The organism is Brevibacillus fluminis, assembly GCF_052072235.1.
Lineage (GTDB): Bacteria > Bacillota > Bacilli > Brevibacillales > Brevibacillaceae > Brevibacillus_D > Brevibacillus_D fluminis_A.
This window is the reverse complement of sequence record NZ_CM125436.1, coordinates 2,159,844-2,180,102: the sequence shown is the minus strand read 5'-3', so window position 1 is coordinate 2,180,102 and position 20,259 is coordinate 2,159,844. Positions and strand designations below refer to the sequence as shown.

The following is a 20,259-nucleotide window of genomic DNA, read 5'->3' as shown; positions in this document are numbered from 1 at the left end:
AACCATCATTCAAATCGTAAACTGGCCGATCAGCCCTTTCAATCGCGTCGCCATGCTGCTCATTTCCTCAGCGGACGCTTCCATCTCTTTAAACGTTTGCAAATGTTCCTGCGCCGATTGCGCGACGTCGCTAGCGGATCGGGCAGACTTCTCAGCGATTTTGGACAGCTCCAAAATGGAGGCGGATACTTGCTCGCTGCCAGCGGACATTTGTTCCGAAATGGCCGATACGCCTTGCACCTGATCGTTCACACTCCGCGCCGCGTCGACAATGCGCCCGAACGCATCGCCGCTTTCCAATGCGACGCGAATCCCTTCATGAACCTCTTGCATCTCCTGTTCCATCGAATCAACCGTAATGGTCGTGTCCGACTGAACCTCGGTGATCAGCTTCGCGATCATGCCCGCAGATTGGTTGGTTTGCTCGGCAAGCTTGCGAATTTCATCCGCGACAACGGCAAACCCTTTTCCGCGCTCTCCTGCACGTGCAGCCTCGATGGCAGCATTTAATGCCAGCAGGTTGGTTTGCGACGAAATTTGCGTAATGACGCTGACGATCTGGGAGATTTCCTCCGAGCGGCGATGGAGCCGCTTGATGACGCCGGACGTTTGCTGCACAGACAGGTTGATGGTATCCATTTGCCGGACGACGTTGGAAACCGCATTGGTTCCAACCTCTGCCTCACGTTCCATCGTGATCGATGATTCCGCCATCACCTGCGATGCCTCCGCCACCCGAACGATGCCCAGTGCCATCTCTTCCATGGCAAGCGCGCTTTCCCGGGAGCCTTGCATTTGATGATGGGTGCCTACCGCTACCTGTGCGATGGCATCGGTGACTTGTTCGGATGCCCGCGCCGCTTCCTTCGCTTTGCGCGCGGAAGCAGCCGCATATTCCTGCACCTGCTGCGCGTTTTGATCGACATGCTGGAAAATCCCATGCAGCTCGCGCGTAAATTGGCTGAGTGCGGTGACCACCTCGCCGATTTCATCCTTGCGTCTGGAATGAAAGCTTGTCGTCAAATCCCGCTTTTTCACCATCTCAAAGATCGCCGTGCTCAGATGTTGCAGGGGAAGGGTCACTTGCCGATGGATAAAAATGTACAGCAGCAGCAGGAAAACACAGAGCGCTCCCAGGAACAATGCTGTGCTCTTGTACAAGTTTTGATTGATCGGGTCCATCAATTCCTGCAATGGCAGCACGGTGACCAGCACCATCCCTGTACTGCCGATCGGCGCATACGTCACAAAGCTCGGCTTCCCTTTGATTGTGGCCTCCGTCATCGCGATTTCACTCGCCTTGGCGATTTTTTGCCCCAGCTCGTTTTGCTGATAATCTTTGTCGTCTGATATGGTGCGCTTTTCCTGGGCATTCGCATCAACGGACGTAACCATCGCGCCGGTTTGCGAAACGACGAAGCCGTATCCTGTAGTCCCTACTTTCAGTTTTTCCACGCTTTTTTTCAAATCGGCAAGGCCGATGTCCATCGTGATGATCCCGATGATCTTGTTATCTTTGCGGATCGGACTGGACGCCGTGATCATCTGGATTTTCGTTACCGGATCGGCGTATGGCTCCGTCCAGGCGTACTGCTTGTCCACAAAGCCGGTCCGGTACCAGTCATCGTGCAGGTAATCGTAAGCCCCGCTGTACTGCGGCACAATTTTGGCACCGGCTTGGTCCTTCAGCGCATAGCGGGCGTACAGGCGCTTTGTCGGATCAAACTGATTCGGCTCCATCCAAAAGCCTCCGCCGAGGATGGTGCTCTCCGATTCGACTACGCCCATTACGGTTTTTTCCACAGAGGAGATATTTTGCGGGCCTTCATGCAAAATCGTATACCCAAGCGTATTGGACACTTTGCCCGCCTTATCCAGTACGCCGAATAAATGCGTTGATTCGCTCTCGACCTGTAACAAAAGGTTGCGCTTTGCCGATGCAAGGCTCTCGCTTTTGAACTGCACATAATTAAAAATAGACAAAAGTGCAAAGGTAACCACCGAGATGATGGATAAAATGACCATGACCTTCGCTTTGATACTTTTCATTCTGTTCCCCCCGCCTCTGTTTTTCGCCGATATTTCGTACAAGCGAATCCTCCCCATGATAAAGGGCCCGCATTTTCGCGAAACAGTGCCGAAGGTTATGGACGATACTCCTGACTTGTCCACCCCTCTGTAGTCTCAGGGAATCACTGGGTCAAAAACGACCTATTCAAACCGACCGTCGGTATGTATAATAAGAAGGAAGGTTATTCAAAAAATGACGAGCAAAGTGGTGATATTTCGCATGGTTCTGGAGTATGTTCGGCAAATCTTCGGCAAATTGGAGGTTGATGAGCAAAAGGACAGGCTGCTTTTGTTTTTGCTGCTTCCGATTTTCTGTTTTGCGGAAACCGCAATATTGATGAACATGGGCTTTTTTTCTTCCGCCCATCTGCTGTTTGTGAGCGGCTATGTCACGATGTCCTTGATCGCCGTCGTCTGCAACCAGCTGTCGTTCCTGAAGCAGTGGTTCAAGCATATCTTTTTGACGCTTTTTTTGCTGTTTACCTTTTTTGAGCTTTGGCTGTTCAATTTCTTTCCGCAAGCCCCTGAAATGATTTTTGTCGTACTGACCTTATCCTTGATCTATTTACACGTAGGGTTGACGCTCTACATCGGGCTATCCAGCCTCGTCTTCTGCTGTCTGGCGTTTTTCGGCTGGAGAGAACTCTTTTTTCCGTATATCGAGTCGTTCTCCGCTTTCTTGCCAAATCTGGTGCTCCTCCTGGAGACGACGCTGGTGCTTTCAGGCGTGACCTTGCTTGGAGCGCGCTTTAGCCATTATGTCCACTCCGCTGACCATCAGCAAAAGCTGCTTCAACAGTTCCAGGAGCACAACATGCTGATCCAGCAGCAAAACAATGCCTTGCAGGAGTATGCGAAGCAGGTGGAATGGCTCACGGTTCAGGAGGAGCGCAACCGGCTTTTGCGCGAGCTGAAAACAACGGTAGGCGGCTCGCTTTCCTCGCTCTGGCCGGATGGGGAATCGCTTCATCACGCGGAGCAAGAGACAGAGCACCCCCAGCAAAAACGGGTTCAGCTTTCAACCTTTTCTGCCACTTACATTCGCTTTATTAAGGAAAAACTGGAGGAATTGAACGGAAACGTACCTGTCCCCATTCCCCATGCGCTGCGCGCGATGATCGACGATTACCAGGCCGGCCATGATGCTTCTGTCAATCTCATGGTTGTAGGCGAGGAATACGATTTTTCGCCGGCTGCGAATGTATCCATCCTCCGCTGCCTGCAAGATTTGTTTGCCTTGACTTTTCGGGAAAATCGGCTATCCCGTGTCGATCTGGTCGTGTCGTTTCAACAGGAGCACTTCATGGTTGTGGTAGATGCGGAATACGGCGGTGCCGCACGGTTCGATGAGCAAATCGTGGCGGCGATCAAACGCAGGGTGGAAAATTTGCGCGGGGATTATCACGTCCTGGAAAAAGCGCCGACCCTCCATCGGCATACGCTGCGCATTCCGATTCGGGCCAGTCAGGTTAAACAGCAGATCGGTGTGCTGCTGGTCACAAGTCATGACATGATTGCGGAAAGCATAAAAATTTTGCTGGAGTCCGAAACGGATGTGCGAATTCTTGCCCAAATGCCCGCTGGCTCGGAAGCGATTGCGGCCTCCATTGAATCCGAACCGGATATTATTTTATTTGACGTACACCAGCCTGATGAGCGAAATGCCATCGATCGGCTGAAGGAGCGGTGGCCTGCCAGCAAAATCATTGCCTTTTCCACCACCCTTGCGTTCGATTGGGCAAAGGAGGCAATCAAGCTCGATATCCACAGCTTCCTGGACAAATCGTTTCTTCTTTCCAGCCTCGTTCATATCATCCGTACGGTTCACAACGGAAACACCTTTTTGACGCTGGAGGCTGCCAGAAAAATAGCCGGCCAGCCTGCGGAACGAAACGACGATGAAACGATCGATCGCCTGTCCGACAGCCCTTCGTTTGGCCTCACCGACAAGGAGATCACGATTTTGCAATATTTGTCCGATGGCTACAAATACAAGGAAATCGCGGAGAAGCTGCATTTTTCGGAAAGCACGATCAAAAATTACATCTCGATCATTTATTCCAAGCTTGAGGTGGAAAACCGCATGAAAGCTGTGAAAAAAGCCAAAGAACTCGGCGCCATCGCATAAGCTTGTCCCCTGTACCGTTTTGGAAAAAGCCGCTGGAACACACATGCGGCTTCTTCCTAACGGGATTTTGCACCTTTATGTAAACGTTTAGGGAGAAGCCCCGGGATTCGTTCTTCCCAAACGGTAAGCAGGGGGTGCTTGGTACTTTCATGATATGCAGGCTGCTGTCAGGTGGTTCCGGTCATTTTCTCCGTGCGAAAGCGAAATTCTACTGCTCGTGATCGTCGTGTTTGTCTCCTTTGCTGCGTTCTTTTTTCTCCCCTTTCTTGTCATCTTTGCTCGTTCCCGGCTTTTGGTCCTGCAATATTTTTTCAAGCTCTTTCCAGCCTTGCGGGTCTTTGTCTTTCTTGTACTTTTGCCGATTATTCTCAATCGACTTTTTGATCAGCTCATCGAGCTTCCCCCAGTCGACCTCGTCATTGCCATCGACGCCTTTGTGCGTTTTGACATACTCCCGCAGATCGTTCAGGAACTCATTGTTTCGCTCCTGGCGGGATTTGTCCGTTTCTTTCGTTTGCGACGACTTTTCTTTTTTCGGTGCAGCAGGAGGCCGAGACTGGCTTCCTTTGCTGTCCTGCTTTTTGCCTTGGTTATTCGATACCGGCTTATCCATCTTCTTCGATTGCTGCCGGTCGGTCTTTTTGTCCTGATCCTTCTCGGTCTTTTGCTCCGTCTTTTTGTCAGGGTTTTTCTTGTCATCGGTCTTGGTTTCTTGCTGTTCCTCCGATTTCGGTGCGACGACGAAAGGCTGGTCTTTGCCTGGTATTCCCGCAGGGGCCGGCCCCTGATCGTTCTTCTTCCAAGCGCCAAAAGCGGAAAACATGCCGATCAGCAAGCATGCCGCAACCGCGCCGATCGCTGATTTGCCGAGCCAGACGGGGAGCCGTTTTTTGGCAGACTGCTGCAGCTCTGCCTGGGTTGTGTCCAGCCGCAGCACGCCAGCCGGCGTTTGCAGCCCGCGCTCGCCTTCGCGTGAGGAAAAATCGTCGTTTTGAATCGGGGGAGCGGCCGTCTCTGCCGCGATTCTCGGCAGGATCGCATCCACCAAACTGATCGGCGGTGTGACGCGCGGCAGGTTGTGCAATTCCGCGGATACCCGCTGTAAACGTTGACGGAACAGCTGGAGTTCGCTGTCTACCCGGAGCTGTTCTTCCAGTGCGATGTGTTCTTCCTGTGTCAAATCACCATCCAGTTGTCGTTGTATCAAGTCCATCGCTTCTGTCCGATTCATCGTTTACTCACTCCCCCCTGGTACTCCAATAGCTTTTCTTGCAGCTGCTGCCTCGCGCGGAACAAATAGGACTTTACCGTATTGAGCGGCAAATCGAGCGCTTCGGCAATTTCCTGATAGGCAAAATCCTGCAAATAGCGCAGCACAACCACGATGCGATATTGATCGGGCAATTGTCCGATCGCTCTCTGAATCTCCTCTGACATATCTTGCAAAAGAACCGCCTCTTCCACCGTCTGTGTGTCCGGAATCACCAACTCATGCTCCTCGATGGAAATCGCTTCTTTTTTTGCCCGATATTCATCGATGCAGACATTGCTCACGATTCTTTGTACCCAGGTAGAGAATTTGGCTTTTTCCTGAAAGGTATGGATTTTGCGATAGATGCGAATCAGGGCTTCCTGTGCCGCATCCAGCGCGTCATGTTCATTACCAAGTATATAATAAGCGCTTCGGTAGACCGAATTTTCAATTTGGCGCAAAAGATCGACCAATGCTGTCTGGTCTCCGGCTTGCGCACGTTTGATCAGCTCTGCTTCAACCATCGTGTCCTCCCCTCTATCGACGCAGGCATGAACCAAAAGGTTGCATCTCGCTTAGAATTATTTTTGCATGGCGGGTGAACGCAGCGAAACATCCCAAACAAGTCCCGTTTGATCAATCCGCACGGTAACCGCGCCGCTTTGATCGGTACGAATCGTCTGGATGCCCCGAGCCTTCAGCCGTGCCAGGATCTCAGGTGCAGGATGTCCGTACCGGTTCTTTTGGCCGACGGAAATGATCGCCAAGGCCGGGTGCGTTCGGTCGAGCAACAGTTCTGACGTCCCCGTCCTGCTGCCATGATGGCCGACCTTCAATACGTCGATCGGCGGAAGAAGTCCTTCGTTCGCCAAACGCTGCTCGACTTCTTCTTCCATATCGCCTGTAAATAAAATACGTTTGCCGTATGCTTCCAACAATAGGACAATCGATGCATCATTATCTTCAACCGATCGGTCAAGACCGGGACTCAGCCATGTCCAGCGTACATCCGGGCCGTCCTGCCAGCTTTGTCCCGTCTGCCCTGTCACGATCGGGATTTTTTTTCGTCGTAATTCATTATGCAGCTGCAGCTCCGTGTGACCGGGCTCTTTCCCGTTCACCAGCGCTGCCGCGATTTCCATATGCGGCAAAACACCGCCGAAGCCGCCAATATGGTCATAGTCGCCATGGGTCATCACCAGCCGGTCGATCCGTTCGATTCCGCGCGAGCGCAGAAACGGCAGCACCGTATCTTTGCCTACTTCAAAAGGATCGCGCCGCCTCTTCCATTGTTCGTTGGCAAAAACCGGTGTCCCGCCGCTGTCGATCACGTAGACGAGCCGGTTGCCGATCTCCACAACAGCCGAGTCCCCTTGCCCGACATCAAGAAACGTGATGCGCACCTCGCCTGCGTTCGCAAACGGATTTTTGGCCAGGGCAATGAGCAGCAGCAGAATGGCGCAATACCCAATCTTATCACGATTTCGATGGTAGCCACGCTGCCAAAATATGGGGACGGCGACCAAAAGCGCCCCGTACCCAAACATCCACCACCATGCCGGATGCCGCCAATGGGTAAAGGGAACATGCCATTCCCCCATAATGGCGAGCAGTCCATGGAGCCAGCTGAGCAGATGCTCAATTGCGGCCGCAGGCAAAACCGCCAATGCCGGATGAACGAAGCTGAGCAAAATCACCACGTAGCCGATCGGTAGTACGATAAGGGAGAGGATGGGGACCAGGAGGAGATTGACGAGCCAGGATAGCGGTGACGAGAGATGGAACCAGTAGATGATCACAGGAAATGAAACCAGCTGGGCGGCCGTCGTGACGGCCAGTGCGGAGCGCATCCACGCTTTGCGCGGAAACGGAACGCTCATGAACAGCGGCACGTAGACCAAGAGCCCCCATGTAACCAAAAAGGATAGCTGAAAACCGAGCTGCCACATCTGGTAGGGGGATACGATCAGCATGCCCAAAAGGGCGGCGCCAAGCAGCTCAAGTCCGCTCCACCGCTTGTCGAGCAAGCGTCCCCACAAATACAGGGCGCCCATCAAACCGGCTCGAATGGCAGACGGGCTGGCTCCGACCAGCATGACATAGCCGCCGATCAGAAGGGAGGTCAAAAGAAACGCGTGCTTTTCCTTCATCCGGCACAACGCAAGCGCCTGCATGCAGAACATGCTGACGAGCGTAACGTGCAGCCCCGAGATCGCCAGCACATGAATCAGCCCCATGTCGCGATAAAGATCGACCAGCGACGGATCGGGCGCTTCCTGAACGCCGAACAAAAGCGACTGCAAATAGCCTGCCGCAACCGGATCGGAGAAACATTGTACGACCCGCCGGGCAGCTTGTTCCTGCCATTCCTGGAACAACCGCTGAACCGTCGCCTCCTGCCGATAGGCGAATACGTCCGCAAAGGTACCCGAACCGGTCACCGTCACTCCTTGGGTAGAAAGGTATGCTGCATAATCAAACGCATGCGGATTTCGCGCATGCTGTGGCATTGCCAAGTCGAGAGACAATCCGAGCCGATCCGTTTGCCGATAACGTTCGACGAGCCGAATCTGGCCCTCCTCTGTCAGCCGGACCCGAACGGCAATTCGTTCCGGCCGTGCAAGCGGTTCAAGCGCTGCTTCTGTCTTGCCCGCACGCTCGGCCAACAGGTAAAACGAAAGGATGTCGCCATCCCGCTTCACCTGCGAGTCGATGCTTCCCCAGACATGGAGCCGCTCTTCGCGCTCCGCTGCCGCTTGCAGGAAAGAACGGTGGATGAAATCATAGTAAGCATAATAGGCCGAGGCAATCAGCCCTATCATCAACAAACATACGATCTTCTTAGCGTACTGTTTTGGAACAAGCAGGCAAAGTGTCAATAGGACTAGATAGAGCGAAATGACCAGCCCGAATGCAAGCGACGCGGAAAGCAAGTAGCCTGCTGCGACGGTCAAACCGCATGAAAACCACACATTTTTTTGCCCCATTTGCCGTTTCGTCCCCTCTCGCTTTTGTCTATCATCCACCAGATTAAGCGATCTGATCGAGACAAAAAAAGCGCAGCATAGGGCTCAAGCCATACAGGTGTCAGGGCGTCAGCACAGCGGTTCACCACAGCCAACAGTAAGCGCATACATGGCATTTTGCTAGTTTTACATGCTGTTTCTTCTGCGAATTTTGCCTTTTTCGGGCGTTTCATCGGTTGTTTGGCCGTGGGGAGCGTGTTATCATGAAAAGGGCTTCTCTTGATGAGTGCTTCTGTAGACAGCAGGTTCTCGTAACGAACGTAAACCGAAGCGCAAGGGTGTGGAAGATCGTGAGAAAATCGTGGGAACAATACTATATTGATTTGGCTGATGATGTTGCAACGCGCGCGACCTGCAACCGTTTGCGAGTAGGCTGCGTGATTGTAAAAGACAACCGGATCGTCGCCACCGGGTACAATGGTTCGATCCATGGACATCCGCACTGTACAGAGGTCGGTTGCCTGTTGAAAGACGGGCGCTGCATCCGCACGCTGCATGCCGAGGAGAATGCGATCCTGCATGCACGACGCGATGATTTGGTAGGAGCTACGGCCTATGTCACGCATGAACCTTGCGAAAATTGTACGAAGCGCTTGAACCAGGCTGGCGTTGTGCGCGTCGTGTTTCGCCACGCTTACAAAAGTGAGTTTAACCACCACTTTATCGAGCCGATGGAATGGATTCAATTTGAATAGCGTTACATAACGTCCGTCATGCACTTCACGGGCGTTTCTCATTTCCTGCACGTTTGTTCAATCCGTTTGCACCTGATTTGCTCGCATGATAGATTTAACAGTAGATTCATTTGAGAGGAAGAGTCTTTTTATGTGTGGTATCGTATCGCTTTACAACAAACGTCAGCAACCAGCGCAACTGGAAACGATCACAGCCATGTCCAAGGTGATTTTGCACCGCGGCCCGGATGACGATGGCTTCCATGTGGAAGAAAACATCGCTCTTGGTTTCCGTCGTTTGAGCATCATCGACGTCGCTGGCGGCCATCAACCGCTGTTCAATGAAAAGCGGGACATGTGGATTGTCGGAAACGGCGAGGTTTATAATTACAAGGAGCTGCAGGAGTGGTTGAAAGACCGCGGCCATCAGTTCCATACAGACTCTGACATCGAAACGATTTTGCATTTGTACGAAGAAGTCGGCGTTGACGCGCCGAAGCACTTGCGCGGGATGTTCGGCTTCACGATTTGGGATTCACGCCGGAAAATCTTGTTCGGCGCGAGAGATCATTTTGGCATCAAACCGCTTTATTATACGCAAACAAACGATTCCATCGGGATCGCGAGCGAAATCAAAAGCTTGCTCGAAATGCCAGGGGTAAAACGGGAAGTCAACAAGACCGGTTTTTATCATTACTTGACGTTCCAGTACGTGCCAGACCCTGAAACGATGTATGAAGGCATTTACCGCATTCCTCCTGCCCACTCCTTCATCGTGGAAAACGACCAACTGAAGCTGACGCGCTACTGGGACGTGCAGTTTGCCCCGGATGAGAGCAAGCCGTTCTCCTATTTCGTGGAAGGAACGCGGGCAGCGATGCTGGAATCCGTCGACAAGCACCGTGTCAGCGAAGTCAAGCGCGGAGCCTTTCTGTCAAGCGGCGTCGATTCCAGCAGCATCGTCGGCATGCTGCGCACGTTCGAGCCGGTCAAAACGTTTTCGGTCGGTTCCGACATTCCGGGCTACAGCGAATTGGAATATGCCCGTCGGACAGCCCAATATTTAGGTACAGAGCACTATGAGACGGTCATCTCCGCAGAGCAGTACATGGATGAGCTGCCTCGCCTGATTTGGCATCAAGATGAACCGGTTGCCGATCCATCGGCGATTTTGCTCTACTTCGTCGCACAGCTTGCCAGCGAGCATGTCACGGTCGTTTTGTCCGGCGAGGGCGCGGACGAGTTTTTTGGCGGTTACAACATTTATCGCGAGCCCCAGTCGCTTCGCATGTTTTCTGGCATGCCGGACTGGATGCGCGGCTCGATTCGCTCGATTGCAACCAAGCTGCCTGACAGCGTGAAAGGGAAAAACTTCCTGATTCGCGGCTCCAAAACCGTGGAAGAGCGCTTTTTCGGGAACGCCCTGATTTTTAGCGAAGAGATGAAGGCGCATGTCGTGACCGAAAATCTCAATCAGCTCGCCGATTACCATACACCGTGGGAAATCACCCAGGCGATCTACAAAAATGCGCAAGGGTATGACGATGTGACCAAGATGCAGTATCTCGACATCCATACATGGCTGCGCGGGAATATTTTGATGAAGGCGGACAAGATGACGATGGCCAACTCGCTTGAGCTGCGCGTTCCGTTCATCGACCCGAAAGTATTCGAATTCGCTGCGACGATCCCGACCAAATACAAAATCGCCAACGGCACGACCAAACACGTGCTGCGCGAGGCCATGAAAGACTTCCTGCCGCCGGAAATCAAGACGAGACCGAAGCTGGGGTTCCCTGTGCCGACGCGCTACTGGCTGAAAAACCAGTTTTACAAATGGGCCAAAGAGCTTATTTTCGAGTCCAAGGTCGACCATTTGATCAACAAGGCGTATGTGCTGTACATGCTCGACGAGCACCGTGAAGGGCATGGCGATTACAGCCGCAAAATCTGGACGATTTTGGTCTTCATGCTCTGGCACCAGATTTTTATTGAGCAAAAGCTTTCGTTTGAGCCGTATGTCAGCCCTGCTGTCGAGCTGCGCCGCAAAAACAGCAGTTCGATCGAGCAGATCGGCTGAACCTGATGATTGTCAGAAAACCTGGCTACGCCAAGCCTTTGGCTTAAGCCGCGGTTGCACAAAACCTTTCCTCCCTTCTTGTGGATGGAAAGGTTTTTTTGCGTCCGGCTCTGTCTTTTCGTAGGATGAATCTATCAAGCTGCGAAATGAGAAAGGAGCCTTCCTATGCTGATGGAGCTTTGGGACCGGCATCGCCGCGTATGGATCATTTTGCTTGCCCTTTTGTTCCTCTCGCTCAGTTTTTATTTCTACTATACTTCTGGCGATGAAGGGCAAACTCTCCCCTTGCGTTCGCCGGTGTATGCAACGGAAATGGACAAGCCGACGAATGTGACAGGACCAGCGTCTGTCATCGCCTCGTCACGTAAGGCCGAGCCTGTCCGGACTTCCCTGCCTTCCGATTCGGCACAGCAAGCGCCGTCTGCGGCTGAAGCCGTGTTCTCTTCCCTCTCGCCTGCCGAATCAGCCCGCACCGATGCAAAGGTAAAAACCATGTACGTTGATGTGAAAGGACAAGTAAAGCAGCCCGGTATCTACCCGTTTACTGACAATGAACGAATCGCGGACGCCATCGAGAAGGCAGGCGGATTTCTGCCTACTGCCGATCCCATGCAGGTAAACTTGGCCCAACATCTGGCAGACGGCATGTACATCATCGTCCCCGCCAAGGGAGGGAAAGCCGCTGCCGCTTCTCCGCTGCCGCTGATCGCGACGACAGGAGGGGGCGCTGGCGACGGGAATGGCAGCAGCGGCAAAAGCAGCCCGTCAGCCGGAGCTGGGTCGTCTGGCACTGACTCCCGCGCAACCACGGTTAACCTGAATACCGCTACAGCCGATCAGCTGGCAACCTTGCCCGGCATCGGAAAAACGCGGGCGGAGGCAATCCTCGCCTATCGCGAGCAACATGGAAAATTTACTAAAGTTGAACATTTGAAAAATATTTCCGGAATCGGCGACAAACTGTTCGAGAAGCTGAAAGGAAAGATCAGCGTGGACTAATCTTGCAGAAGGCATGATTCTCTTTTCTTCCACATACAGTGAAAAGAGAATACCTGTATGGGAGGCGTTTGCATGCAAGTCGGTTTCATCGGCACAGGCAGTATGGGCAGCATTTTACTTGAAGCGTTCATTCACTCCGGCGCTCTTTTACCAACCCAAATCATCGCCTACAACCGTACGCGCGCAAAGGTGGAATCGCTGGCAGAACGACATGCCGGCCTCCTGATCGCCCCGTCAAATGCAGATGTGGCACGCGCGGCCAAGCTGGTCATGCTATGCGTCAAGCCACTCGATTATCAGGAAGCAATCGGACAGTTTGCAAATGAGCTGACGCCCGAGCACATCCTGGTTACGATAACCAGTCCGGTAAAACTGGAGCAGCTGGAGTCGCTTGTTCCCTGCCCTGTGATCCGTGTTATACCCAGCATCACGAATGCAGCGCTATCGGGAACAACGTTGCTTGAATTCGGCCACGGGGTTACCGAACAGTTGCGCAGCCAAATCCTGACCCTTTTCTCGCAGATCAGCCGGCCCGTGGAGGTGGAGGAAACCTTTTTGCGCGTTGCCGCAGATTTGTCGAGCTGCGGTCCCGCCTTTGTCAGCTATTTGCTCCAGCAGATGATCGGTGCGGCCACGAAAGAGACTGGCATTTCTGAGCAAGCTGCGACCTATTTGACAACACAGATGATCATCGGCTTTGCCGAATTGGTCAAAAAAGACCTCTTTTCCCTGCAAACGCTGGAACAGCGCGTCTGCGTTCCCGGCGGCATCACGGGCGAGGGGCTGATCCCGCTGAAGCAGTCGATTCCCGGCGTTTTCAATCAAGTCTTTTTGCGCACACAGCAAAAATTCGCGCAAGATTGCCACGAGGTTTCTCTTCATCTCGCTCCGAAATAATCGTTGGTATCGGTTGTTTTTCAACGCAAAAACCAGCAAAAACACCCGGATCGTGTTTCTGCTGGTTTTTCTTCGTTCCAATCAACACATGCGATGAGCATCTTGCCTCAAAAACAGATCGCATTCTCCATCAATCGTTACCCTATGATGCAAGGAAAATCGACCGCATCCGCCGGCAATTGCCGGACACGTCGCAAATAAGCTGTGACGCGCTCCGCTTCATCGTGCGAGTACGCTACCTGCAAATGAGAAGCAACCTCTTGTGCTGTCTGGCTGAACAGCTCCCCCATCGCAAACAAGGCTCTCCACACGTCTTCATAGGTTCCATTCGCAAAAGTCGCCAGCAGTGCTTGCCAGCGCTCTTCTGGCAGGAAGTTTTCCATGTATTTGCCGCATTTTCCCACGCTTACGGAAAAATCGGTTTCAAACCCAATCTGCCATTCGAGCATCTTGTGCAGCATCGGCCTGACGTATTTGTTCAGATGCTCCTGGGCATAAAGAATCTCCCTGCGCCACAGTCCTTTCGCGACGTACGTGGACACCCACCAAAACTCATTGCAGCAATCGGCGAACATCGCGGCAGATGGACGTTTTACCCAATAGTCTTCGTCAGTCGGAGCTGGTATATGCGGCAGGCAGTTGTCTTTGTCCAGCAAAACGACCAGCAGTTTGTCTTCCTTGCAATAGTCGTCCTTTTCCTCCAATGGAATCAACGTCAGGTCGATGCGGTTTCCATCTGCGAATTGCATCAGGTAGGAATAGCGGTTCCCCAGATCGGGTGGAAACAGCGTCATATCTTCCGGCTTTTGCATGATGAGCCGTTCGCCAAACCGGTCGATCCAATGCGGCTCCTCTATAAAAGACGTCATCTCCGTTACAAGAAAGCTGATATCGTAATCTTGGAACATATCTTTTGGCACATTCGGATTGGTTCTTGAACCTTCCAACGTGACAGCGCGAATGCGTTCATCTTGCTGCGCAAAGCTCACAATCATGTCCATCATTTGTGTTTCTGTTCTCATGTTCGGTTTCCACCTTCCGTTTTTTATCGATTCGCATCCGGATGAAAGGCCGGCAGGCGGTCCGCGGATGGTGGTTTGGCAGCACGGTTACCCTTTCGTAAACGTTTTTTTCATCGGGTTTGCCCCTCCCTTCGGTAGCGTCGTTTGGTTACTGCGGGAAAGATGACGGGCATTTACGAAAAGCAAGATTTCTGCCATCAGTTTACCACGGCTGCTGCTCCCTCTTCCATCAGATGGCTGCTCTTGTTTGCAAAGCCCGGCATCTCCCAAATAGAAAAAGCCTCTTGCCCTACAGTGTCCCTGTAAGCGGCAAGAGGTTTACTCTTTGTGCGCGGTGAAAAACAGCCGTTCGCTATGCGCTTGTGGCGGCAGATCGGTAAAATCGGCGGTAACGGTGATGTCCGTGAAGCCCGCCTCCCGCAACCAGTTCAGGTGGGACGTCAGATGATAGGCGCGCTGCACATGAACTTCCTCCAACCGTCTATACAACCCGTTCTGCTCTTTCAGGAAAAAGGTCAGCTGATGCTCGACCTCGAACAGCAACGGATCATGGACGCATTGCCAAATGTAGGACAGATCATCTTCAACCCATGTAAACGTGTTGTCGGCGTACCCGTTCACGATTTTCGCTGGACTGTGTACGTCAAACAGAAACCAGCCATCCGGCTCCAAATGGTCGTACACGCACCGGTACATCTGTTTCACATCGTCCTCTTCCAGCAAGTAGCTGGACGAATCACAAAATGACAGGACACAATCGACAGGCTGGACGGAAAATTCCCGCATATCTTGACGCGTCCACGTCACCTGCACCCGTTCCTGCTGCATTTTTTCATAGGCGATCGCGAGCATCTCCTCCGACAAATCAAGGCCGAACACGGTATACCCTTGCCGGGCGAACGGAATGGCGATATTGCCCGTTCCGCAGCCCAGATCCAGGATCGTGCGCGGCCGTTTTGTTTTTTGCCAGAATGCATCTGCCCATTCAAGCCATTTCGGATACGGCGTCTCCGCCATCAACGCGTCGTAGACAGCGGCCAGATGGACATAGGACATCGGCTTACACCTGCCCGGTTAACGTGACGATTGGCGCATCGCTCCACAGTCGCTCGATGTTATAGAAATCGCGCTCTTCACGATGGAAGACATGAACGACCACGTCTTTCAAATCGACCAGCACCCAGCGTCCTTCATCCGCTCCTTCGATGCCGCGCACCGCGTAGCCGTTTTTGTGGGCTTGGTCGCGAATTTCCGTGACGATCGCCTGAACCTGGCGCTCATTATTCCCGTGGCAGACGATAAAATAATCCGCGATCACGGAGAGTTTGCTAATATCCATCACGACAATGTTTTCCGCTTTTTTGTCTTCAGCGGCCTTTACGGCCAATTTTGCCAATGTCTCAACTGCTGTAACCATCAAATTCCTCCTTGTGATTCAAAGGGCGTAGTCCCTTTGCTGACCAAATCGTTGTATGCCAATAATGTCAATGGGTAAACCGATTTTTTACGCGCGATGAGCATGGAGATGGTCCCGCCAAGCGCTTCCGCCAGGGCATGGTCCAAATCTTTTTCAGCCAGCTCGCGGATTTTTTCCACACCGGGAAAGGAACGCTGCGGCTCGATATAGTCTGCCACGCACACGACTTTTTCCAGCAGCGACATGCCGACGCGGCCCGTCGTATGGTAGCGAACGGCCTGAATGACTTCAGGATCGGTGATCCCAAGCTCCGTCTGGATCACATTGGCTCCAACGAAAGCATGCCACAGTTCCTTTTCGCCCTCGATAATATCCTGTGGCAAGTCATAACGCAAGAGATAGGTATGCAGCTTGGGGATCGGCCAGCATTTGCAGTAGTCATGGACATAGCCGGCCAGCTCCGCCTTATCCGGGTCGGCGCCATAGCGCTCTGCCAGCTTGCGTGCCGACTCTGCCACGCCCACTGTATGGAGATACCGTTTTTCATGCATCTGCGCGCGCACCTGTGCGAGCAGCTGCTCGCGCGTTGTCGGGAAAAACTCACTCATATAGCCTCTGCTCCTTTATATACTGCGCGACCGCATCCGGGACAAAATAACGAATGCTCTGACCGGCAGCGCATTTTTCGCGGATGAACGAGGAAGATAGCTCCCAATTCGGCATGTCGATGAAGTGGACATGCCGGGTATACTTGTTTTCTTCGACATGGCTGCCGGGGCGCATCAGCCCGATTAGCGGAACAAGCTCGATCAGCTCATCGATCCGGTACCATTTGGGCAAAATCTCCACCATATCCCCACCCATGATGAATGAAAAGGCGATGTCCGGAAAAAGCTCGGTCAGTTGGCTCATCGTATCATACGTGTAGGATGGCCCCGATCGGGTAAATTCGATGTCTGTCACCCGAAACGCCGGGTTATCCGCGATGGCCAGCTCGATCATGGCCAAGCGATGCGCCTCGCTGGAAATCCCTTTCCCCTGCTTGTGCGGCGGGATGCGTGCCGGCATAAACCACACTTCATCGAGCTGTGCCTGCTCGCGCGCCTGCTCCGCCGCAATCAAATGGCTGTGATGGATCGGATCGAATGTCCCGCCTAAAATGCCGACGCGCTTGCGGGATCGCTCTTCAGCAAAACGCTCGATCATGCTCAGGAAGGCAGGACGATGGTTTTATTCTCGGTCGACTCTTTGTACAGCACGACAGTATGACCGATCAGCTGCACCAGCTCCGCATCTGTGCCCTCTGCCAGCGCTTGCGCCACATCATGCTTGTCATCGGTGTTGTTTTGCAAAATCGATACTTTCAACAGCTCGCGCACTTCCAGCGCTTCTTTGATCTGCTTGAGCATGTTTTCGTTCACGCCGCCTTTGCCCACCTGAAAAATCGGGGTCAAATGGTGTGCAGCTGCACGCAGATAACGTTTTTGTTTTCCCGTCAACATTTCTTTTCCTCCTAGTTAGAAACCACTATCGCTAGTTTTTGATCGCCTGCGCATGTTTACACATTCTCATACGCTGAATTTGTTGGAATCATTGCTGAAGCTGGCGCAGTACCGTTTCTGCCATCAGTCGGGTCGGCGCCGCTTCCCCTGTCCACAGCTCGAAAGCGAGCGCTCCCTGGTTGACGAACATGCCGACACCGGAGTGTGTCTTGTTCCCCAATTCGCGCGCTTTGGCAAGCAGCTTCGTCTCGAGCGGGTTGTAAATCAGGTCGCTCACGACCAGGCCGCTGTGCAAAAATTCGGCGCTGATCGGCATCTCATCGACATTCGGATACATCCCGATCGAGGTCGTATTGATCAACAAGGTCGCATCCGCGATCGCCTGTTTGGCATCCGCCTGCTCGATCGCCACGGTCGGCACGCGACTGTTCAAGCTTTCGGCGAGACGCAGCGCTTTTTCCCGCGAACGGTTGATGATGCGGATTTCCTTCACACCGCGCTCCGCCAGTGTAAAAGCGACGGCACGCGCTGCTCCGCCCGCCCCGAGCATCGTGACGACCTGATTGGACAGGTCGATGCCTGTTTCCTCGACGAGCGAACGCACATAGCCGGACCCGTCCGTGTTGTAGCCGATCAGCCTGCCGTTTTCATTCACCACCGTATTGACGGCCCCGATGCTTTTGGCAAGCGGATCAATTTCGTCGAGCAACGGCATGATCGTCACCTTATGGGGGATCGTCACATTGACCCCGCGCAAGCCCAGACCGCGAATGCCCGCAACGGCCTCCTCCAGCTTTTCGCCTGGAATGTCAAAGGCTGCATAGGCATAATTCAGCTCTTTTTCACGGAAAGCTGCGTTGTGCATGATCGGCGATTGCGAATGTCCAACCGGATGACCAAACAGTCCGACCAGCTTGGTTTTACTCGTTATCATCGGTTTGCTCCTTTCCCGCTTACCCCATACGTTACCAATTTTTTATTTTGTGCAGATATTCCCTGTAAAAAAAGCCCCTTCATGTGGAAAGGGGCTTTCGGCTCGATCCGACAGAAGACTAAATGAGGCCCTTCCGCACGCCAACGCTTACCCCTTTTGGCGCGTGGACGACGACCGAAGCCGGTTTTTTGCCCTGCAGCGCGACCCAGCCTAATCCGGAAATGACCAGATCGGTCGGCCCGTTTGGCTCGATCTTGAACGTATGCTTCATCATCGGCGGCAGCGTCTTGCCATTCTCGCCATTCGGCGGTACTAGCAGCGTGCCGTGATGCTTGGCGAATACCTCATCCGCATTTTCCAGCTTGGTTCGGTGCAAATACAGCTGATTGGCCACATACAACACGAACGGCTGACGGTCGCCGCTGACGAAATCGACGCGGGCCAGACCGCCGATAAACATGCTTTGCCCTGCATTGAGCTGGTACACCTTCGGATTGATCCGCGCCTGCGGCGTCAATGCACGCAGGTCGGCCGGAGTGACCATATGCCCGATCTGATCGCGGTTGATAATGCCCGGCGTATCGTAAATATAGCGTCCGTCCTCAAGCGGAATCTCGATTTTGTCGAGCGTCGTGCCGGGGAACGGCGATGTTGTGATTTCCAGATCAGCTGCACCGTAGTCATGCAAAATCCGGTTGATCAACGTCGATTTGCCGACATTGGTTACGCCGACGATATACACATCGCGCCCTTTGCGCAGCTGCCCGATGCGGGCCAGCAGCTCTTCGATGCCGGCCCCTTTTTGCGCGCTTACCAACAGCACGTCTTCCGATCGCAGGCCGCGTTCCTTGGCCTCATGCTGAATCCAGTTGCGCACACGGTTCAGGTTGATGTTTTTCGGCAGCAGGTCCACTTTGTTGCCGACCAGCAAAATCGGGTTGTTGCCGACAAAGCGCGGCAAGCCGCGGAGCCAGGAGCCCTGGAAGTCGAACACGTCGACAACCATAACCACGAGGCTTTTGGTGCCGCCGATCCCGTTTAGGATGCGGAGAAAATCATCGTCCGACATGTCAACGGGCGATACTTCATTATAATGCTTGATTTTAAAGCAGCGCTGACAAATGACGACCTCGCGTTCCAAAGCCGATTTTGGCGTGAAGCCCGGCTTCGTCTTGTCAACGGTTTGAATGTGAATCCCGCAGCCCGCGCACGAAAGAGCGTGCTCTTCCTGCTCCGCTGCTATGTTTTTTCCTTCCATGAAATCATTCCCTTCTTGCGCATCCAATACAGTGCCACTCGCTCCATCCGGCGGTTAAATCGCGTAAAAAAACCGTCCGTTTGCGCCACCGGCACTACCAAAATCGTATGAAATCCGAGCAAATTCCCGCCGAGCACATCGGTAAACAGCTGATCGCCCACCACGACGGTCTCCTCGACCGATACCTTCATCTCTTCCACGGCACGGCGGAAGGCAGCGCCTGTCGGCTTCCTGGCGGACCAGATAAACCGCACGCCCAACGGATGGCAGAATCGCTCGACCCGCTCCCTGTTATTATTGGAGAGAACCGTTACCTGAATGCCTGCCTCGCGCAAGCCTTCCAGCCATGACACGACTTCAGGCGTCGCATCCACGCGATCCCATTCAACGAGCGTATTATCCAAATCGGTAATAATCGCGCGAATCTTTTGTTTATGTAAGCGGTCAGCGGTAATGGAAAAAATCGATTCTACATACTGATCCGGCATCAATTTCTCGAGCACGGGACACCTCCCGATCATTGCAGCCAAAGCCTTGGCTGGTATCGGCACTTACTATACCATACTCTTGATTACACTTGCAAAAAAAATAGAAGCCGGCCGCAGCAACGAAACGGCTGGCATCCGTTCGATCAGGCCCGCTTCTTCTCGCCGAACATGCGGTACCGGTTGTTGGCGACCCATGCGTACAGCTTGACACCGATCGGCGGAACGCCGGGAACATAGAAAAGCGGCGTCAGCCAGCAAAGCCATGTATAGGCAGTCAGGCGGCGCACCGCATAAAACCCGCGCAGCACCTGCCCGTCCGCAAGCTTGATGTGCAGCGCCTGGCCGCACGCCTTGTCGTTCAAGCCGCAGGCCGCGGCTTCTTCATAATGGCGCCATTCCACGTCTTTGCCAGGCAGGCCAAGCCGCCCGAACCACTTCTTGAAAAAGCAGCACATGTTGCAAGATTCGTCATACAGCACGATCGGCTTTTCCACAAGCCTCATCCCCTTTTG

At 53.3% G+C, this 20,259-nt stretch carries 19 protein-coding genes; 5 read left to right on the top strand and 14 right to left on the bottom strand.

Annotated elements, in window-relative coordinates; all coding sequences use genetic code 11:
- Positions 1-9: 9 nt before the first annotated feature.
- Positions 10-2,049: a methyl-accepting chemotaxis protein gene (locus ACTID9_RS10765; protein ID WP_441071251.1), complete on the bottom strand. Its 2,040-nt coding sequence runs from the start codon at positions 2,047-2,049 to the stop codon at positions 10-12.
- A gap of 214 nt (positions 2,050-2,263) precedes the next feature.
- On the opposite strand from ACTID9_RS10765, the gene ACTID9_RS10760 reads away from it, so the two are divergent.
- Positions 2,264-4,198, top strand: a complete 1,935-nt coding sequence (locus tag ACTID9_RS10760; protein ID WP_441071250.1) for a DUF4077 domain-containing protein — start codon at positions 2,264-2,266, stop codon at positions 4,196-4,198.
- 208 nt (positions 4,199-4,406) lie between these two features.
- On the opposite strand, the gene ACTID9_RS10755 is transcribed toward ACTID9_RS10760, so the two are convergent.
- The 3 genes from ACTID9_RS10755 to ACTID9_RS10745 are packed head-to-tail and all read right to left on the bottom strand — an operon-like array spanning position 4,407 to position 8,437.
- A complete protein-coding gene (locus tag ACTID9_RS10755) occupies positions 4,407-5,429 on the bottom strand; it encodes a hypothetical protein (protein ID WP_441071249.1) in 1,023 nt (340 codons plus the stop codon).
- A complete protein-coding gene (locus ACTID9_RS10750) occupies positions 5,426-5,974 on the bottom strand; it encodes an RNA polymerase sigma factor (RefSeq protein ID WP_441071248.1) in 549 nt (182 codons plus the stop codon). The genes ACTID9_RS10755 and ACTID9_RS10750 overlap by 4 nt, the downstream gene beginning before the upstream one ends.
- Before the next feature lie 57 nt (positions 5,975-6,031).
- Positions 6,032-8,437, bottom strand: a complete 2,406-nt coding sequence (locus tag ACTID9_RS10745) for a DNA internalization-related competence protein ComEC/Rec2 (RefSeq protein WP_441071247.1) — start codon at positions 8,435-8,437, stop codon at positions 6,032-6,034.
- A gap of 329 nt (positions 8,438-8,766) precedes the next feature.
- On the opposite strand from ACTID9_RS10745, the gene ACTID9_RS10740 reads away from it, so the two are divergent.
- The 4 genes from ACTID9_RS10740 (at position 8,767) to comER (ending at position 13,126) form a co-directional block, all read left to right on the top strand.
- Positions 8,767-9,171, top strand: coding sequence for a deoxycytidylate deaminase (locus ACTID9_RS10740; RefSeq protein ID WP_441071246.1), 405 nt, complete (start codon positions 8,767-8,769; stop codon positions 9,169-9,171).
- 130 nt (positions 9,172-9,301) lie between these two features.
- Positions 9,302-11,230 carry an asparagine synthase (glutamine-hydrolyzing) gene (asnB, locus tag ACTID9_RS10735; RefSeq protein ID WP_441071245.1) on the top strand — a complete coding sequence of 643 codons (1,929 nt, stop codon included), beginning with the start codon at positions 9,302-9,304 and terminating at the stop codon, positions 11,228-11,230.
- Between the two features lie 165 nt (positions 11,231-11,395).
- Entirely contained in the window at positions 11,396-12,229 is an 834-nt protein-coding gene (locus tag ACTID9_RS10730; protein ID WP_441071244.1) for a helix-hairpin-helix domain-containing protein, read from the top strand.
- A gap of 72 nt (positions 12,230-12,301) precedes the next feature.
- Positions 12,302-13,126 carry a late competence protein ComER gene (comER, locus tag ACTID9_RS10725; RefSeq protein ID WP_441071243.1) on the top strand — a complete coding sequence of 275 codons (825 nt, stop codon included), beginning with the start codon at positions 12,302-12,304 and terminating at the stop codon, positions 13,124-13,126.
- Positions 13,127-13,263: 137 nt separating this feature from the next.
- On the opposite strand, the gene ACTID9_RS10720 is transcribed toward comER, so the two are convergent.
- The 10 genes from ACTID9_RS10720 to ACTID9_RS10675 all read right to left on the bottom strand — a co-directional run bounded on the left by ACTID9_RS10720 (position 13,264) and on the right by ACTID9_RS10675 (position 20,241).
- Complete coding sequence (locus ACTID9_RS10720) at positions 13,264-14,148, bottom strand: aminoglycoside 6-adenylyltransferase (protein WP_441071242.1); 885 nt, start codon at positions 14,146-14,148, stop codon at positions 13,264-13,266.
- Positions 14,149-14,466: 318 nt separating this feature from the next.
- The gene (locus ACTID9_RS10715) at positions 14,467-15,204 is read right to left on the bottom strand and encodes a class I SAM-dependent DNA methyltransferase (protein WP_441071241.1); all 738 of its coding nucleotides are present in this window, start codon (positions 15,202-15,204) and stop codon (positions 14,467-14,469) included.
- 4 nt (positions 15,205-15,208) lie between these two features.
- Positions 15,209-15,565 (bottom strand): ribosome silencing factor, encoded by a 357-nt coding sequence (rsfS, locus tag ACTID9_RS10710; protein WP_441071240.1) that lies wholly within the window; start codon positions 15,563-15,565, stop codon positions 15,209-15,211.
- Positions 15,565-16,173 carry a bis(5'-nucleosyl)-tetraphosphatase (symmetrical) YqeK gene (gene yqeK / locus ACTID9_RS10705; RefSeq protein WP_441071239.1) on the bottom strand — a complete coding sequence of 203 codons (609 nt, stop codon included), beginning with the start codon at positions 16,171-16,173 and terminating at the stop codon, positions 15,565-15,567. The genes rsfS and yqeK overlap by 1 nt, the downstream gene beginning before the upstream one ends.
- On the bottom strand, positions 16,166-16,771 hold the full coding sequence (locus ACTID9_RS10700; protein WP_441071238.1) for a nicotinate-nucleotide adenylyltransferase: 606 nt from the start codon (positions 16,769-16,771) through the stop codon (positions 16,166-16,168). The genes yqeK and ACTID9_RS10700 overlap by 8 nt, the downstream gene beginning before the upstream one ends.
- A gap of 2 nt (positions 16,772-16,773) precedes the next feature.
- Positions 16,774-17,067, bottom strand: coding sequence for a ribosome assembly RNA-binding protein YhbY (yhbY, locus tag ACTID9_RS10695; RefSeq protein WP_441071237.1), 294 nt, complete (start codon positions 17,065-17,067; stop codon positions 16,774-16,776).
- 88 nt (positions 17,068-17,155) lie between these two features.
- A complete protein-coding gene (locus ACTID9_RS10690; RefSeq protein WP_441071236.1) occupies positions 17,156-18,001 on the bottom strand; it encodes a shikimate dehydrogenase in 846 nt (281 codons plus the stop codon).
- Between the two features lie 118 nt (positions 18,002-18,119).
- Positions 18,120-19,259, bottom strand: coding sequence for a ribosome biogenesis GTPase YqeH (yqeH, locus tag ACTID9_RS10685; protein ID WP_441071235.1), 1,140 nt, complete (start codon positions 19,257-19,259; stop codon positions 18,120-18,122).
- The gene (locus ACTID9_RS10680) at positions 19,241-19,780 is read right to left on the bottom strand and encodes a YqeG family HAD IIIA-type phosphatase (protein WP_441072545.1); all 540 of its coding nucleotides are present in this window, start codon (positions 19,778-19,780) and stop codon (positions 19,241-19,243) included. The genes yqeH and ACTID9_RS10680 overlap by 19 nt, the downstream gene beginning before the upstream one ends.
- A 110-nt stretch (positions 19,781-19,890) precedes the next feature.
- A complete protein-coding gene (locus ACTID9_RS10675) occupies positions 19,891-20,241 on the bottom strand; it encodes a thiol-disulfide oxidoreductase DCC family protein (protein WP_441071234.1) in 351 nt (116 codons plus the stop codon).
- Between the last annotated feature and the right edge of the window lie 18 nt (positions 20,242-20,259).